Raw genomic sequence first — 17,020 nt, 5'->3', positions numbered from 1 at the left:
TTAAACAATTAAAAATGAATTTATTTGACGTTTATCCATTAAACGATATAGAAATAGTAAAAGCATCGGGCAGTTATGTTTGGGATGCTGAAGGCAAAAAATATTTGGATTTGTATGGCGGGCATGCTGTAATTAGTATCGGACACACCCATCCACATTATGTAAGCCGTTTAACCAACCAGTTAAATAAAGTAGGATTTTACTCTAATTCGGTTAAAATAGCTGTTCAGGGACAGTTAGCAGAGCTATTAGGTAAAGTATCAGGAAAAACAGATTACCAGTTGTTTTTATGTAATTCTGGAGCAGAGGCTAACGAGAATGCGCTAAAATTAGCATCTTTCTACAACGGAAGAAAGAAAGTGATTGCTTTTAAAGGAGCGTTCCACGGCAGAACCTCTCTTGCTGTTGCGGCTACAGATAATCCTAAGATTGTGGCTCCGGTAAATGAAACAGAGAATGTAATCTTTTTGCCTCATAACGATGAGCAGGCTTTAGAAGATGCTTTTAAAACACAAGGGAATGAGATCTCGGCAGTAATTATTGAGGGTATCCAGGGTGTAGGAGGTATTAAAGAAGCTTCAAAATCTTTTTTACAAAAAATACGTTCACTTTGTGATCAGTACAATGCCGTTTATATAGCAGATAGTGTACAATGTGGTTACGGCAGAACAGGCTTATTTTATTCGCATGATTGGTCAGGCGTAAATGCAGATATTTATACCATGGCTAAAGGTATGGGCAACGGCTTTCCGGTTGCGGGAATTTCTATTGCACCAAAATTTAAACCTTGGCATGGAGAATTGGGAACAACCTTTGGGGGGAACCATCTGGCATGTGCAGCGGCATTAGCTGTTCTGGAAACAATTGAGCAGGAAAACTTGTTAGAAAATGCCAGAAATATAGGTGATTACCTTATTTCAGAATTGAAAAGATTTGAACAGGTTACAGAAGTACGAGGTAGAGGTTTAATGATTGGTATAGACCTATCAGAAGAACTAGCCCATGTAAAAAAAGACTTATTGTTTAAGCATCAAATTTTTACAGGCGAGGCTAAACCTAACGTTATTCGTTTATTGCCAGCCCTAAACCTGAATAAAACCCATGCCGATGAGTTTTTAGAAGCATTTTCAAAGGTAGTTGAAGGTGTAGGGTATAAGGCATAAGGCAATGAGAGATTATAAAAAACTCGGTATATGGAAAAAGGCCATCAAGAAAAGCATTCCGCCTCAATTTCCAAAAGAAGAGAAGTTTGAATTAATATCTCAGCTTACACGGGCTTCTTTGTCTGTACCTCTCAATACTGTAGAAGGCTGTGGTAGGTTTACAGATAAGATTTTGCACGCTTTCTTGATACAGCCTTGGGCTCAATTAATGAGATAGATGAGTTGCTTATGTGCATTAGAATTAAACTACATAAGTGAAGATAAATATTTAAAAGTAAATAAATCCATTAATGAAGTTAGCGCAACGCTAATTTCATTTTTAAAATTTTTGGAAGCGAGGAAAACCTTAAATCCTATACCTTTGAACCTTATACCTTTAGAAGATGAAACTTTTCACGTCCGTTCATGATGTCGCAGACATCAAACAATTGGTAGCTGATGCATTGGCTTTGAAGGCAAATCCGTATGCACATAATATGCTGGGTAAAAACAAGACCTTAGGTCTTGTTTTTATGAATCCGAGTTTAAGAACACGGCTAAGCACCCAGAAAGCTGCCATGAACTTGGGAATGAACGTTATGGTAATGAATATGGATAAAGATGGCTGGGCTTTAGAAACACAGGATGGCGTGGTAATGAACGGTAATACAACCGAGCATATACGTGAGGCTGCGGCAGTGATGGGGCAGTATTGTGATATCTTGGGCCTACGTTCTTTCCCTAAGCTAAAAGATAGAAATGAAGACTATAGTGAAGGTTTTTTTAACAAATTTGTACAGTTTTGTGGTGTTCCGGTAGTTAGCCTTGAAAGTGCAACCAGACATCCCCTACAAAGCCTTGCAGATCTAATTACTATTGTGGAAACCAACCCGATACCTATAGAACAAAGAGCTCAAGGTAAAAAGCCTAAAGTTGTACTGGCATGGGCTCCCCATGTTAAAGCTTTACCACAAGCCGTACCTAACTCTTTTGCTGAGTGGATGTGCAAAGCACAGGAACTGCAGATGATAGATTTTGTAATTGCGCAACCCAAAGGATTTGAACTGGCCGATGAATTTACAAAAGGCGCAGAAATTGTATATGATCTTGATCTGGCAATTGCCAATGCAGATTATGTGTATGTAAAGAACTGGAGCAGTTATAAAGAATATGGACAATTGTTACCTTATGAAGGAAATTGGATAATGAACAACGAAAAGCTTAACCTTACCAATAACGCTAAAGTGATGCATTGTTTACCTGTACGTCGCGATTTGGAATTGGCGGCCGAGATATTGGATGGACCAAATTCATTGGTTATTCAGGAAGCAGGCAATAGATTATGGTCAGCGCAGGCCGTTTTAAAGGCACTGCTTGAAAAGCATTAACCAATTATAGATATGGAAAAGCTAACCATTGTTAAAATAGGCGGAAACGTAATCGATAATTCAAAAGCATTGCATGATTTTCTGAGAGATTTTTCTGCCATACCAGGAAAAAAAATCTTGATACACGGAGGAGGCAAAATAGCTACAGAATTATCAGGTAAATTAGGTATAGAAGCACAAATGGTTGAAGGTAGGCGTATTACCGATATAGAAACATTGAGAGTAGTTACAATGGTATATGCTGGTCTGATCAATAAAAATATTGTAGCCCAGTTACAATGGGTTAACTGTAATGCCATTGGGCTTACAGGTGCAGATGGAAACATTATAAAAGCCCAAAAAAGACCAGTAAAAGAAATAGATTATGGTTATGTAGGAGATTTAGATGATTCCTCTGTTTCTAGTAAAATGCTAAATAATCTATTAGAGGGAGGCTTTGTCCCCGTTTTTTGCGCAATTACGCATGATAGAGAAGGACAATTGCTCAATACCAATGCCGATACAATTGCCGCTGTAATTGCAGTAGCTATGTCTACACAGTACCAAACAGAATTGGTATATTGCTTTGAAAAGAAAGGCGTTTTAAAAGATGTAACTGATGATACAACAGTCATAAGAACCGTAAAATCATCTCAGTTTGAAAACCTTAAAGCAGACGGTACTATAGCAGGAGGAATGGTGCCTAAACTGCAAAATGCTTTTGATGCTATTCATAAAGGTGTTACAGCTGTATATATTGGCAAGGCAGATGAACTCCCAATGTTGAATAAAGGCATATTTGGAACTAGAATGGAAGCATAAACCATTTATTTATATCTGAATGCAGACTGATATTAATACTTTTGTCTTTTATGTATAGCTTAAGCGCTTATTGACTAATACCACCTTAAATGATACCAGATAAATTAGTAAACGAAAGTATAGCACTCTTAAAAAAATTGATTACTATACAGTCGTTTAGTAAAGAAGAAGACAAAACGGCTGATTTGATAGAACTGTTTTTAAAGGAAAGAAATATCCCCACTCATAGAAAACTAAATAATATATGGGCCTACAATCAGCATTTTGATGAAAGTAAGCCTACTATTCTGCTCAATTCGCATCATGACACGGTTAAACCTAATTCGGGTTACACCCGTAATCCTTATGATCCGGCAATAGAAGATGGAAAACTGTATGGATTAGGTAGCAATGATGCAGGAGGATGCTTGGTATCCCTTATTGCTGCATTTTTATATTTTTACGAGCTAAAAGATTTAAAATATAACTTCTGTTTAGCCACAACGGCAGAAGAAGAAATCTCGGGGCATAACGGACTGGAGCTGATTTTACCTGATCTGGGAAAGCTGGATTTTGCTATTGTTGGTGAGCCTACAGAAATGCATTTAGCTATTGCTGAAAAGGGTTTATTGGTTTTAGATTGTATTGCGCATGGGAAAGCAGGTCATGCTGCTCGAGAAGAAGGCGATAATGCCATTTATAAAGCACTAAAAGATATTGAGTGGTTCAGAACGTATCAATTTCCTAAAGTATCTGATGTTTTTGGGCCGGTTAAGATGAGTGTAACCATTATTAATGCAGGCTCACAACATAATGTAGTTCCGGCAAATTGCACCTTTACGGTTGATGTAAGAGTTACAGATTCTTATACAAATGAAGAAGTGGTAGAGATTATCAGAAAGCATGTAAGCTGCGAGGTTAACCCGCGTTCGGTAAGGCTAAAACCCTCTTCAATAGATAAAGAACATGCTATTGTAAAATCGGGGGTAGCTTTGGGTAAAACCACTTATGGTTCGCCAACTACATCCGATCAAGCCCTGCTCTCTATACCATCTTTAAAATGTGGGCCAGGTTTTTCGGGGCGCTCGCATATGGCAGACGAGTATATATTTGTTGATGAAATTAAACAAGGAGTAGAAGGATATATAGCTATGTTAAAACCCGTTGTGGAGCAATAGCATTGCTATAGTTTTTTTAAATAACTTTTATTGTTAACTATAGTTTTTACCTATTAATTGGTGATCTGATGAAAATCTGGCAAAAAAATATTGATGTAAATCAGTTCGTAGAAAATTTCACTGTTGGCAAAGACAGAGAACTGGATTTACAAATGGCAAAGTTTGATGTGCTTGGATCGATAGCGCATACCAAAATGCTATCAACTATAAACCTTTTAACCGCCGAAGAGCTGAAAGAAATTCATCATGAGCTGAAGCATATTTACAAAGAAATTGAAGATGGTAAATTTACGATTGAAGATAATGTGGAGGATGTGCACTCGCAAGTAGAGTGGCTTTTAACCCAGCGTATAGGAGAGGCAGGTAAAAAAATTCATAGCGGGCGTTCACGTAACGATCAGGTTCTGGTAGATTTAAAATTATACTTTAGAAGTTGTATTGAAGATATGGTAAACAATACAAATCTTCTTTTTAAAGAACTGATTACACTGAGCAATACCCACAAAGATAAATTACTACCTGGTTATACCCATTTGCAAATTGCTATGCCATCATCATTTGGATTATGGTTTGGGGCTTATGCCGAAAGCTTGGCAGATGATATGGAATTAATGCTTGCAGCTTGGAAAATTACCAATAAAAATCCACTGGGATCTGCTGCGGGTTACGGCTCTTCATTTCCATTAAACAGAACCCTAACCACACGGTTATTAGGGTTTGACAGCTTAAATTATAACGTAGTATATGCACAAATGGGGCGTGGTAAAACTGAGCGTGTTTTGGCGCAGGCCATGTCTTCAATTGCGGCTACGCTTGCAAAAATGGCGATGGATGTTTGTCTTTTCATTAACCAGAATTTTGGTTTCATCAGCTTTCCGGCTGAACTCACAACAGGGAGCAGTATTATGCCACATAAAAAGAACCCCGATGTGTTCGAATTGATCAGATCACGCTGTAATAAGATTCAGGCTTTACCTAATGAAATAGCCCTCATGACTACAAATCTCCCATCGGGTTACCACAGAGACCTGCAATTGCTAAAAGAAAACTTGTTCCCCGCAATTACGTCTTTAAATGAATGTATTGAGATCGCTACGTTCATGCTGCAGAATATTTCCATTAAACCAGATATCCTGAAAGATTCCAAATACGATTATCTGTTTAGTGTTGAGGTGGTAAATAATTTGGCTCTACAGGGTGTTCCATTTAGAGAGGCTTATAAAATTGTAGGTGAGCAGATAGAAACTGGAACGTTTAAACCCGAAACGCAGGTAAACCATACGCACGAAGGAAGTATCGGCAATTTGATGAATGAAGAAATTTCAGAAGCTATGCAAAATACCTTAAATCAGTTTGGTTTTGAGCAGGTTAAACAAGCTATTAAAGACTTATTGGCATAATCAACAAAATTTAATTCTATAGAAGCTTTCTGTGCATGTAGAAATTTTATATTTCGTTTTATTTTATTTGGTTTCTTTTGTGTTATTTTAGAATAATTCAAAACATAATGAAATGTATATTTGATTTCGAAAACAAAACCTAATAACAATGAACCGCAGAAAACTAATTAAAACTTTATCTCTGGGAGTAGGAGCTTCAATAATCAGTACAGATGTACTGGCTAGTTTGGGCGAGCATTCTTTTTTATACCAGATGCCAGAAAACCCCTTGCACAAAGTCTTGGATAAACCTGTAACAGCCATTACAATTGGGGCGGGCAACAGGGGGATGGTTTATGGTAACTATGCCGCAAAATTTAAAGAGCAGATCAAAATTATTGGTGTAGCAGAGCCTAACACGTTTAGAAATGACAGATATGCCAAGCTTCACAATATAGAAGACAAGAATAGATTTAATACATGGGAGGAAGTATTTAAGCGACCTAAATTTGCAGATGCAATAATTATTTCAACACCCGATAATCTACACTATGCACCATGTATGAAAGCACTGGCCATGGGTTATGATATTTTATTGGAGAAACCTATAGCACCTACAGAAAAAGAATGCAGAGATATTCTGGCTTTGGCAAAAAAGAATAAATGTATTGTTGCGGTATGTCATGTATTGAGATATGCTCCTTATTTCGTTAAAATGAAAGAGCTGATTGCTAAGGGAGCTGTTGGTGAAGTGGTGAGCATACAACATCTTGAACCTATTGATCATACGCATATGGCGCATTCATATGTGCGCGGTAACTGGCATAACTCTAAAGAGACTACGCCTATTATTTTAGCCAAATCATGCCACGATTTAGATATTATTAAATGGGTACTCAACAAGCCAAGTAAGAAGATATCTGCTATGGGCGATTTAAAATGGTTTAAAAAACAAAATGCACCGGAAGGCAGTACTGCACGTTGTACCGATGGCTGTAAGATAGAAAGAGAATGTCCTTATTCGGCTATTAAAGAATATGTTGATCTAAATAAAAGAACATCTGTTTTTGATGTTCCTCCCGGAACCAAAGACCGAAAAGCATTTATTGCCGAAAAACTAAAAACTACCAATTACGGGCGTTGTGTCTATAGAATGGAAAATGATCAGCCCGATCATTACATTACCAATATCCAGTTTTCAGATAGTGTTACGGCCAGCTTTTCTATGGAAGCCTTTACCTCTTACGGGGGGCGAAGAACTAGGGTAATGGGGGCCATGGGCGATTTGGTTGGTGATATGACAGAATTGGTGCATACTGATTTCAGGACGATGAAGCAAACTAAATTTTTGCCACAAGCAGAAGATGTCGAAGAATATAAAGGATCAGGTCATGGCGGTGGGGACTGGCTACTGGTTAGGGATTTTGTACAGGCCGTAGCGCAAAAAAATCCCGATCTGCTTACTTCTACAATAGATGAATCTATCGAAAGTCACATTATGGGCTTTATGGCAGAAGAAAGCCGTAAGACCAATAAAGTGATGGAGATTAAAATGTAATTAAAAAGATACATTGTAACAAAAATGTGTTATTTTGGTGTCGGGTTATTCCCGACACCTTTTATGACCAAACAACACATCTCTTTTAAGCATTTAAGCGTAAAAGCTAAATATGCTTTGGCTTTTTGGGTAGCCATTTCCTTGTACTGTTTTGTGCAATCGGTTTTACGATCGAGGCTTAACAATTACCTCATTTTTGAGAATACTTTCTTTAATTTAATTTACCAGAGATCTCTATATACTGATTATCCGCATTTGCATGATGATGCCAATCATTATGGGCCGATATTTTCAGTCTTTATGGCTCCTTTTGCCTTATTGCCACGAACACTTGGTTTCTTGTTATGGAATTTATTTAATTGTGGACTATTGTTTAAAGCCATCCAAACCATTCATATAAAGCATCGTGATGATATTTATTTAATTGCGCTTCCTTGCTTTGTATCCTCTATGCTAAGTCAGCAATTTAATCCCGCTACAGCAGCCCTAATTATTTTTAGCTATACTTTAAGAAATTACCATAGAGGTTTTTGGTCGGCATTTTGTATTGTACTGGGAACTTTTATAAAATTATATGGCATCGTAGGGCTTGCATTTTTCTTTTTTATAAAAGACAAGAAGCATTTTGTTCTTTATTTGGTGCTTTGGGCAGTTATATTGTTTATATTGCCTATGTTTTTTTCTTCCCCAACTTATATCCTGCATAGTTATGCTGAGTGGAAAAGCTCATTAAGTATAAAGAACATATCTAATATAGGATCATTAACAGGCGATTTGTCTGTAATGGGGATGGTAAGAGCCTTATTTAGCTTTCATATACCTACCCTTTACTTTTTAATCATAGGTGCGGGATTATTTTTGCTGCCTTATACCAATACTAGCCAATACAATTCGAACAGGTTTAAAATGCTGATTTTAGCTATGACACTAATGTTTCCTGTTTTATTTAGTTCGGGTACAGAAGATTGTACTTATATCATTGCAGTAATTGGTGTGGGTATCTGGTTTAACTATACAACAAAAAATCGTACAAATAAATTGTTATTGGTACTGGTCATTATTGCGTCGTTTGATTTTCCTTTAATGCTCTTCCCTAATTTTACAGAGCATTACCCGCTTATTATAAAGATTATATGTCTTCCGTATTTTATAGTATGGTTAAAAACCATTAAAATGGCCTTTCAGTATAAACGGGTTAATGAACTGGCTTTGGTCTGAAGATAGGAGAAGTATAATTATCTGAGTTCTATTTCAGATTTTCCCATTACACTGCCGCCAGAATATAAGATTAACGTATATATACCCTTCATAAACTGGCGAGGGTTTATCCAATCAATTTTATAACGGGTATTGTCATTGTTAAAAGAAAATTCAATAGCTGTGCTGTATTGCATTTTTTGACCTTCGGCTTCAAACATATTGTTTTCATCGGCAATTAAATTACCAGCCGGATCAATTACCCTTAAAAATACCCTGTGGTATTTTTTCTCGGCCAGATCATTAGGAATAAGTGCAAAATCTATGGTAAGCTGGTTGGCTGTGCTTGCTCGGGTAACCCCAGTAATTTTGCCGCTTTGTTTAATCTTAAAAGCACTAACTTTAATGTCATAAGCTTTTAGAGATTCGCCCACTCTAACCTTGGCAGTTAGTTTTTTGTTTTCCTTCTCTAATCTCACATTCTTATCATTAGAGGTGCTAACAACTGATTTCAAACTATCACGTTCACCTTTCAGATAAACATTCTCCTGTTCTAACAGGGTAACTTTGTTATTGTATATTTTAACGAAATTGCGCAGATTAGAAATTTTTTCGCCAGCTTCATCTAAATCTTTTTGAGTAAGCTCGCCTCTACGTAAAGCTTCTTTTAGTTCTTCAATTTTTTTTCGGGCAAGCTCCTGTTCTTCTATCAGTTTCTCATTTAGATTTACATTAGAGAGGTTTACGCGGTCTAATTCAACTTCAATTTTTTCAACTTCTAACTTTAAGCGTTCCTGCTCGGTATTTAAAGAAGCAGAAGGAGAAGAAGCACTACTTTTATTGCTGAAATACAAATAACCATTTATGCCTAGCAGGGCTGCTATAACAACCATTAAAAAATAAACCTTGGTTTTATCGGTCTTGTTACGCGTGTTATCTGCCTGCATTATAAATAATCAAAAAATCCTCTATTAAAAATAAACGACTAACTTAACAAAAAAAATAAAAGTAAAAAAATATGCACCTTTGTATCAAAATTATCAATTAAGCGTTATTACATTAATTCTTAAAATCAGCTACTTTTAATTTTTTTGAACAAGAAGCCTGTTTTCATGCAAAAAACCAAACGTTACGTACAACTTTTATCTATCTTATGCATTCTGTTTACCGTTCCGAAGATAGTAAACGCTCAAAGTGAAGAAAAAATTGCACCTAAACGTGAATTTAGAGGTGTATGGATAGCCAGTGTAACCAACATAGACTGGCCTTCAAAACAAGGATTAACAGCAGAGCAGCAAAAACAAGAGTTAATTGGCATATTAAATCAACACAAAGCCAATGGAATAAATGCAATTGTGTTACAGATTAGACCCACTGCTGATGCACTGTATGCAAAATCTCGTGAACTTTGGAGCCACTGGTTAATGGGTAAACAAGGGCTAAAACCTGCCGAAGGTTATGACCCTTTACAATTTGCCATTAAGGAAGCACATAGTAGGGGTATGGAGCTGCACGCCTGGTTTAATCCTTACAGAGCAACAATGAGTGCTAACTCGGTTACAGCTGCAGATCATATCACTAAAACCAGACCCGAACTTTTTTATACTTATGGAGGGCAAAAACTGTTTGATCCGGGATTGCCTGAAAACAGGGAATATATTACACAGGTAATTTTAGACGTGGTAAAAGAATATGATATAGATGGTGTCCATTTTGATGATTATTTTTACCCTTACCGCATTGCAGGTCAGGTGATAAAAGACAGCGCTACTTTTGCTAAATATCCTAATGGCTTTACTAAAATTGATGATTGGCGTAGAAATAATGTGGATTTGCTTGTAAAGATGGTAAGCGATAGTGTACATCATTACAAGAAGCATGTTAAATTTGGAATAAGTCCTTTTGGTATCTGGAGAAATTACCGAGAAGATACATTAGGATCGAAAACAAACGGGCTTTCTAATTATGGTGAACTGTATGCAGATTCAAGAAAATGGATTAAAGAAGGTTGGGTAGATTATATTAACCCGCAGATTTATTTTGCTTTTAACAGATCAGCGGCTCCTTTTGGTGTATTGCTGGACTGGTGGGCTAAAAATACTTTTGGAAGGCATTTATATATAGGTCAGGCTGCCTATCTGGTAAATGTTTCAAGAGAACAGGCATGGCGCACACCTTCAGAAATCCCTAATCAGATCAGAGCAATAAGAGCAAATGATAAAGTACAGGGGAGTGTATTTTTTAGTTCTAAATCCTTATCAACTGTGGCTAAAGGAGTAGCAGATTCTTTAAGAAACGATTTTTATAAGTATCCTGCATTACCGCCCCAAATGCCCTGGATTGATAACATACCACCTAATGAGCCACAGGATCTTACTGCTGAATTAGTATCTGAGGGTATAAGATTAAAATGGCATAAGCCTGTAAAGGCCAGAGATGGAGAAACAGCTTCGGGATATGTGGTTTACAGATTTGAAGAAGCTGATAAAATTAATATTCTGAATGCAAAACACATTCTAAACATTAGTTTTGAAGACAATACTTCTTACTTTGATCGCAGTGCGGAAAAAGGAAAACGATATACTTATGTGGTAACGGCCCTCGATCGGATCAAAAATGAAAGTGAAGCGGGAGATGCAGTAAGTATAGAGCGGCCCTAATTGTTTTCTATACAGATAGGTTGTTAATGAACTCAGCCAAATAAAGGTCTGTAAAACCATAAACAGGATATTCTTCCCAAAATAAACGGATCATTTCTGTTTGATCTGTAATTCCTTTTTGTTTGAGGTTCAGAAAGAAGGTTTCGATAAGATTAAAATCATCCTTTTTAAGAAAAAGATCTGTGTAGGCCTTTAATGCAGGCTTTAGAAAATGCAGACGAGCAAACTCCTCGGTATCAAGCATTGATAAAAACTTAATATCTTGTTTAATAAATGCATCCCAAACCTTAGACGCTACCTTTAGATCACTCTTATTTAATAGTTCCTTGGTATAGTACAGGCTGCTGAACTGCACGGCATTAAGTTGACCTAAACCTCTGAAATTTTTAATCCCTTCAAACTTATCAGGGCAGATGAGCCATATCTTAAGAGTCGGATGCAGATTTTTAGAAATAAGGTCCAGTACACAAATCAGGTTTATCTGACAAACTACATCAAACTCGAACCATAATATCACATCTTTATATTGCTTTAGCTGCTTCAGTTTTTCAATTTCTTGTAATACCTGAGAATTATAGCTTGCCGGAGATACGTTATAGGTTTCACAAATGTAATTCTGTCTGGTTTCCCAAAAATTTTGTTCCGTTATCGGACCTTGCGCCAATACTTCATTCCAGGTGAGTGTGTCGCCTTCTATAGCCGTCTGCTTAAATATTTCGAGAGTTGCTCCGCCATTAAGAATATGTAGGGTTTTATTCATATCAACGAGGTACAAAAATAAACAGGCTGCTCCGATACCTAAGACCTGAAACAAGCTCAGGATAACGAATCAGGATTTTTGAGCAGCCTGTTTGGACTAATTATCTGGTATATTATTTTTCAGGAACCAATACCAAACGGATGTAGTTATCTCCGTTTAAGTATTTCTGAGCAGCAGTTTTAGAGCTCTCAACCGTTACATTATTAATACGTTCTTTGTTGCTTAACACCTGATTAATATCATCATTGTTCTTTAACCTTGTAGTTAAATAAGATAACCAGTAGCCATTTTCACGTAAGTTCAATTCTTCCTGTCTTAATTCTTCAGATTTAAATTTAATCAGATCTTCATTGGTAGCCCCGTTTTGTTTGAAGGCATTTACCTCTTCCAAAGCGGCATTGATCAGCTTATCTACATTGGCTTTGGCACAATTAAAAGATATGGTAAAATAATAGTGAGCTTTTGGTAGTTTGTCAATACTTAACGAAACGTTAGGGCTATATACTCCACTTTCTTTTTCACGAAGTCTTTCCAGGATTTTGATTTCTAAAGCAGCCTTTAAAGCATCTAATTGAACATTATTTGCAGCATTGTATTCATAGTCGTTATGGAAGATAAGCTGAACGGTTGCTTTATCTTCAATGCCCTTGCGAACAGTTTTTGATACTTTACCTTTAGGTGGATAAATGCCTAGATCAACAAAATCTTCATTACGATTTAAATTAGGCAGGCTACCTAGATATTTTGTAATAAGAGGTTTAATTTTTTCAATATCAAAATTACCTACAAATACAAAGGTTTGTCCGCTTAAATCAGCAAAGCGATCTTTATAAAAAGCATAAGCTTTATCCAAAGAAATCTGATCAATATCTGCTAATGTAGTTGGCATAGCTCTTTTATGGTAATTCCCCATTACTGCCTGAACGGTATCTGCAAATACACTTGTCGGATTACTGTTTTTATTGGCAAGGATTACTTTAAAATCACTGATGTTCTTATTAAATATCTCGGCATCTTTTCTTGGCTCTGTTGCATACGCGTAAATCAGCTGAAAGGCAGTTTCTAAATCCTTAGGAGACGTACTGCCTGAAAAACCCTGATACTCGGTGTCTATGTAAGATCGTACACCGGCAGTACTGCCTGCTAAATACTTACTAAGCTGGGTAGGATTAAACGGACCTACGCCACTTTGTGCAATAAGACTGGCATTATCGGCCGAAAGGAAATTATCATCTTTGGCCAAAGAAGTCCCGCCACGGCCAAAAGAAGTAAAGATAATCTGATCATTTTTAAAATCGGTAGGCTTAAGAACTACTTTGATACCATTATTAAGACTTAAAGTGGTAACATTTAGCTGTTTATTGGTAGCTTCATTTACAATATTACCTCCTTTAGGGTTTTGTGCAATTAGAGGCTGGTTAACTTTATCATCAACATAAGGCGTAACATTATTTCCTGCATTTTTTAGAACAGACAATAGTTGCTGTTCAGTTGGAAGATTTGCTTTTTCTTTTTCTGGAGCCTGTACAACAACAATCTGATTGGTTTTGCTAACCATGTTTTTAGCTGCCTGATTGATTTCTTGTGCCGTGATATTTTTCAATATATTTTTTGCTAACTCATAAGTATAATTATCAGAAGGGATTGCTGCACCGGTTAAGAAATTATCAAGATAGCGCTGTACATAATTTGCAGATTTGGTCTTGCTTTGTTCTTTATGTTGTTTTTCAATACCCGCCTCCATTTTCTTTTTAGCGGTTTCTATTTCACTGTCAGTGAAACCAAATTTGGCCATACGTTCATTTTCTGAAAGTGCTGCGGTTAAAGCTTTTTCGAGCTCATTGGCGCTTTTAGCCACTGCAACCGTAGTTAAAGCACTTAAACCCCATACTAAACCTCCCTGATAAGGCGCATAACTACTTTGGGCAAATAAGAAAGGAGCAGTGCCCTTTTGCGTAATTTCAGACAAACGCGTTCCCAGCATGCTGTTTACTAAACTTTGAATTAATCTGGATTTATAATCCTGATCGGTAAGCACCGGGCCTTCTTTATGCTTGTAAATAACCTGGGCAACATTATAGGGTTGCTCAACATCTGTAACAATTTTTACTAAAGGAGCAATATTATCAGGAATGCTGTAATTTAAACGAGGTCTTTCGTTTTTAGGATTACTAAAGCCCGAGAAATTCTCTTTAATCAGTTTTTCAACTTCATTTACGTCAAAATCTCCTACGGCAATTACGCTCTGTAGGTTTGGTCTATACCAATCGTGATAAAAATTTCTGATTTTATCGTGTGTAAAATTGTTCAGAATCTCCACAGTTCCTATAGGAATACGTTTCGCATATTGAGAGTTACCTAATAAGAAAGGAAATAGCTCCTTAGACATACGTTGTGCAGCATTTTTGCCACGCTGTCTGTCTTCTTCAACAATTACACCTCTTTCATTATCAATATCCTCACCATTCATGTTTATTTTTCCAGCCCAGTTTGCCAAAATTTTAAAACCTGTTTTAAAAACTTCAGCACTGTCTGTAGGAATAGGCAATTGATATACGGTTTGATTGAAACCGGTATAGGCATTTAAATCGGCTCCAAATCTTACTCCTGCCTTTTGCAAATAGTTAATGATTTCGTTCTTAGGAAAGTCTTTAGTTCCATTAAAGGCCATATGTTCGGTAAAGTGGGCTAATCCTAGCTGGTCGTCATTTTCCATTAAAGAACCAATCTTGTTAGCTAGGTAAAGCTCAGCACGGTTTTTAGGTTCTGAATTTTTGCGGATATAATAAGTTAAACCATTGGCTAATTTGCCAATTCTCACCTCGCTATCAGCAGGCATGGCCTTGCTATTACTGGGTTTGTTAAAGGCTTTGTTTGCAGGATTCGCTTTTTTTAAAGGTGAAATTTGTGCTATGGAAGGCTGGACATAAATCCAGGTTGCTGTGCACAATGCAATGAGGAATTGATGTTTTTTCATAACTATATTAGCTAAAGAGATTTGATTGCTACAATATTAATAAAATGTCAATGAATTAATGGCAGAACATGTAATTCTGTCGGGCAAGTAAAAATTAAAAGAAGAGACTTTTAGAGGTGTATAAAATAAGATTGGACTCATACAAAATGAACAGATTTTGGTACAATCATTCATAAAGTCTGCTATATACTACACTTCCTGTATGCTGATAAAGCCAGTAAATTAAAGGAGATCTTATAAAAATAAATTCTTGATTTGCTGCCGGGTCATATTAAAGTCATTAAACAATGGAATAAGCCGACTTGGCAAAATACTTGCAATAACTGAAACTGTAAATACGTTTTGAAGATGTAATTCAAAAATTAGAACTTAAAATCGGATGATTTTAAAAAAGTTAAAACAAATGATTTAAATAGTTGTTTTAATTATAATTTGATCAAAAGCATCCTCGCTAGAGGGTATTCTTCATAAATAGTTTGTTTGGTTTATTTTCCAGTAGGGGTTGTGCCCTACTGGATTTTTTGTTTTATACCCATTTTAATTAAGCTGAAATAAATTTATACTTTTGGCTGTTATGACAGAGCTTATACACCAGTACCTGATACAAAATGGTGCCTTAGAATGGCTGGGGGTATTTACAGGGATTCTCTGTGTCTGGCTTGCTGCAAAAAATAATATCTGGAACTGGCCTTTTGCAATTATTAGCGTTGCTATTTATATTTTTATTTTCTTTGAAACGAGACTTTATGCCGATATGGGGCTACAGTTTTATTTCATGGTTATGAATATTTATGGCTGGTATTACTGGAGCAGAAAAAAGAATAAGGCTGCGCAAAAATCTATAACTTTAATGCATAAAGGCGAATGGATTTTTGCCATATTGAGTGTTACTGCATTTACAATACTATTAGGATTTACCTTACATAGAAATACAGACGCATCATTCCCTTTCATAGATAGCTTTTGTACAGCATGCAGTTTAATAGGACAATTCTTCTTAGCCCGCAGGGTACTGCAAAACTGGCTGATATGGATATTTGTTGATTTAATTTATGTAGGCGTTTATTGCGCAAAAGGGCTCTATCCTACTGCCGGTATGTATGCATTATACATATTTATTGCTTATATGGGTTATAAAGACTGGAAAATGATTTACAGTGAACAGAAAAATTAAAAAAATAGCTGTTGTTGGTCCGGAAAGTACAGGTAAATCTACCATGGCCAAGCAACTCTCAAAATATTATAATGTACCCTGGGTACCAGAATATGCGCGTTATTATTGCGCCAATTTAACAGAACCTTGTACCTTACAAGATGAGGTTAATATGTTTTATGGCCAACTGGCCTTAGAAGATTCTGTGGTTGAAAATATGGAAGGAGATTTTCTAATCTGTGATACTACTTTTGCGACAGTTAAAATATGGAGCGATGCATTTTTTGGACAAACTCCGGATGTTGTTTTGGAAGCATTAAAACAACGGAAATATGATTTTTATATACTTCTGAATATAGATCTGCCTTGGGAGGATGATCCTTTGCGAGATTTTCCTAATCGAAGAGAACACTTTATGCAGGTTTGGCATAATGAATTAAAAGCGCTTAATGCCAATTATAAACTGGTTTCGGGCATTGGAGAAGAACGTGTAGATCATGCAATTAAAGCAATAGATGAATTCCTGTTGTCAAAAATCTAAGAGCATCTGAATAATTTGAAATCTGAATTTTAGACGCAGTAAAATATTATTTTATACAGATGCTTTAATGATGTGTAAACCACATTAAATTTTGCTTTTAAAAAAAAAGCATATCTTTGTTGTATCAAAAAGGGGTGCCTTGTTTTGCATAAACACAAATAAAGGCTGAGATCATACCCATTTTAAAGAGAAGAGATAAAGGTGCTGTACACCAAATCAGGAATCTTTAAATACACCTGATCCAGGTAATGCTGGCGTAGGGAATGGCTTATGAAGTTTAACTAAGGCTGATAGTAACCCCTACTAT

14 protein-coding genes and 1 riboswitch are annotated in these 17,020 nt (G+C 36.4%); of the genes, 11 read left to right on the top strand and 3 right to left on the bottom strand.

The window, feature by feature from the left end:
* Positions 1-14: 14 nt before the first annotated feature.
* The 8 genes from ACLHG9_RS07825 to ACLHG9_RS07790 all read left to right on the top strand — a co-directional run bounded on the left by ACLHG9_RS07825 (position 15) and on the right by ACLHG9_RS07790 (position 8,643).
* On the top strand, positions 15-1,163 hold the full coding sequence (locus ACLHG9_RS07825; RefSeq protein WP_410220940.1) for an aspartate aminotransferase family protein: 1,149 nt from the start codon (positions 15-17) through the stop codon (positions 1,161-1,163).
* A 4-nt stretch (positions 1,164-1,167) separates the two neighbouring features.
* On the top strand, positions 1,168-1,380 hold the full coding sequence (locus ACLHG9_RS07820; protein ID WP_410220939.1) for a four helix bundle protein: 213 nt from the start codon (positions 1,168-1,170) through the stop codon (positions 1,378-1,380).
* A gap of 166 nt (positions 1,381-1,546) precedes the next feature.
* On the top strand, positions 1,547-2,530 hold the full coding sequence (locus ACLHG9_RS07815; RefSeq protein WP_410220938.1) for an acetylornithine carbamoyltransferase: 984 nt from the start codon (positions 1,547-1,549) through the stop codon (positions 2,528-2,530).
* A 12-nt stretch (positions 2,531-2,542) separates the two neighbouring features.
* A complete protein-coding gene (gene argB / locus ACLHG9_RS07810) occupies positions 2,543-3,331 on the top strand; it encodes an acetylglutamate kinase (RefSeq protein ID WP_410220937.1) in 789 nt (262 codons plus the stop codon).
* An 89-nt stretch (positions 3,332-3,420) separates the two neighbouring features.
* Positions 3,421-4,488, top strand: a complete 1,068-nt coding sequence (locus tag ACLHG9_RS07805) for a M20 family metallo-hydrolase (protein WP_410220936.1) — start codon at positions 3,421-3,423, stop codon at positions 4,486-4,488.
* Between the two features lie 68 nt (positions 4,489-4,556).
* Positions 4,557-5,888: an argininosuccinate lyase gene (gene argH / locus ACLHG9_RS07800; RefSeq protein WP_410220935.1), complete on the top strand. Its 1,332-nt coding sequence runs from the start codon at positions 4,557-4,559 to the stop codon at positions 5,886-5,888.
* Between the two features lie 148 nt (positions 5,889-6,036).
* On the top strand, positions 6,037-7,425 hold the full coding sequence (locus ACLHG9_RS07795) for a Gfo/Idh/MocA family protein (RefSeq protein ID WP_410220934.1): 1,389 nt from the start codon (positions 6,037-6,039) through the stop codon (positions 7,423-7,425).
* A gap of 63 nt (positions 7,426-7,488) precedes the next feature.
* Positions 7,489-8,643: a glycosyltransferase family 87 protein gene (locus ACLHG9_RS07790; protein WP_410220933.1), complete on the top strand. Its 1,155-nt coding sequence runs from the start codon at positions 7,489-7,491 to the stop codon at positions 8,641-8,643.
* Positions 8,644-8,660: 17 nt separating this feature from the next.
* Here ACLHG9_RS07790 and ACLHG9_RS07785 read toward each other — a convergent pair whose 3' ends face one another.
* Complete coding sequence (locus tag ACLHG9_RS07785) at positions 8,661-9,569, bottom strand: hypothetical protein (RefSeq protein ID WP_410220932.1); 909 nt, start codon at positions 9,567-9,569, stop codon at positions 8,661-8,663.
* A 165-nt stretch (positions 9,570-9,734) separates the two neighbouring features.
* Between ACLHG9_RS07785 and ACLHG9_RS07780 the strand changes: the two genes are divergently transcribed.
* Positions 9,735-11,282, top strand: a complete 1,548-nt coding sequence (locus tag ACLHG9_RS07780; RefSeq protein WP_410220931.1) for a glycoside hydrolase family 10 protein — start codon at positions 9,735-9,737, stop codon at positions 11,280-11,282.
* Between the two features lie 7 nt (positions 11,283-11,289).
* Here the strand turns inward: ACLHG9_RS07780 and ACLHG9_RS07775 are convergent, their stop codons facing one another.
* Entirely contained in the window at positions 11,290-12,042 is a 753-nt protein-coding gene (locus ACLHG9_RS07775; RefSeq protein WP_410220930.1) for a DUF1835 domain-containing protein, read from the bottom strand.
* Positions 12,043-12,154: 112 nt separating this feature from the next.
* Positions 12,155-15,019, bottom strand: a complete 2,865-nt coding sequence (locus ACLHG9_RS07770; RefSeq protein WP_410220929.1) for a M16 family metallopeptidase — start codon at positions 15,017-15,019, stop codon at positions 12,155-12,157.
* 574 nt (positions 15,020-15,593) lie between these two features.
* Between ACLHG9_RS07770 and pnuC the strand changes: the two genes are divergently transcribed.
* Together pnuC and ACLHG9_RS07760 are read left to right on the top strand one after the other, a co-directional pair.
* A complete protein-coding gene (gene pnuC / locus ACLHG9_RS07765) occupies positions 15,594-16,193 on the top strand; it encodes a nicotinamide riboside transporter PnuC (protein ID WP_410220928.1) in 600 nt (199 codons plus the stop codon).
* A complete protein-coding gene (locus ACLHG9_RS07760; protein ID WP_410220927.1) occupies positions 16,177-16,713 on the top strand; it encodes an AAA family ATPase in 537 nt (178 codons plus the stop codon). Before pnuC ends, ACLHG9_RS07760 begins: the two co-directional genes overlap by 17 nt.
* Before the next feature lie 120 nt (positions 16,714-16,833).
* A riboswitch (TPP riboswitch) is annotated at positions 16,834-16,993 on the top strand.
* Positions 16,994-17,020: the final 27 nt, after the last annotated feature.

This window comes from Pedobacter sp. (assembly GCF_046462515.1).
Classification (GTDB): domain Bacteria; phylum Bacteroidota; class Bacteroidia; order Sphingobacteriales; family Sphingobacteriaceae; genus Pedobacter.
The sequence above is the reverse complement of the archived record's forward strand: the minus strand, read 5'-3'. Positions and strand labels throughout refer to the sequence as shown.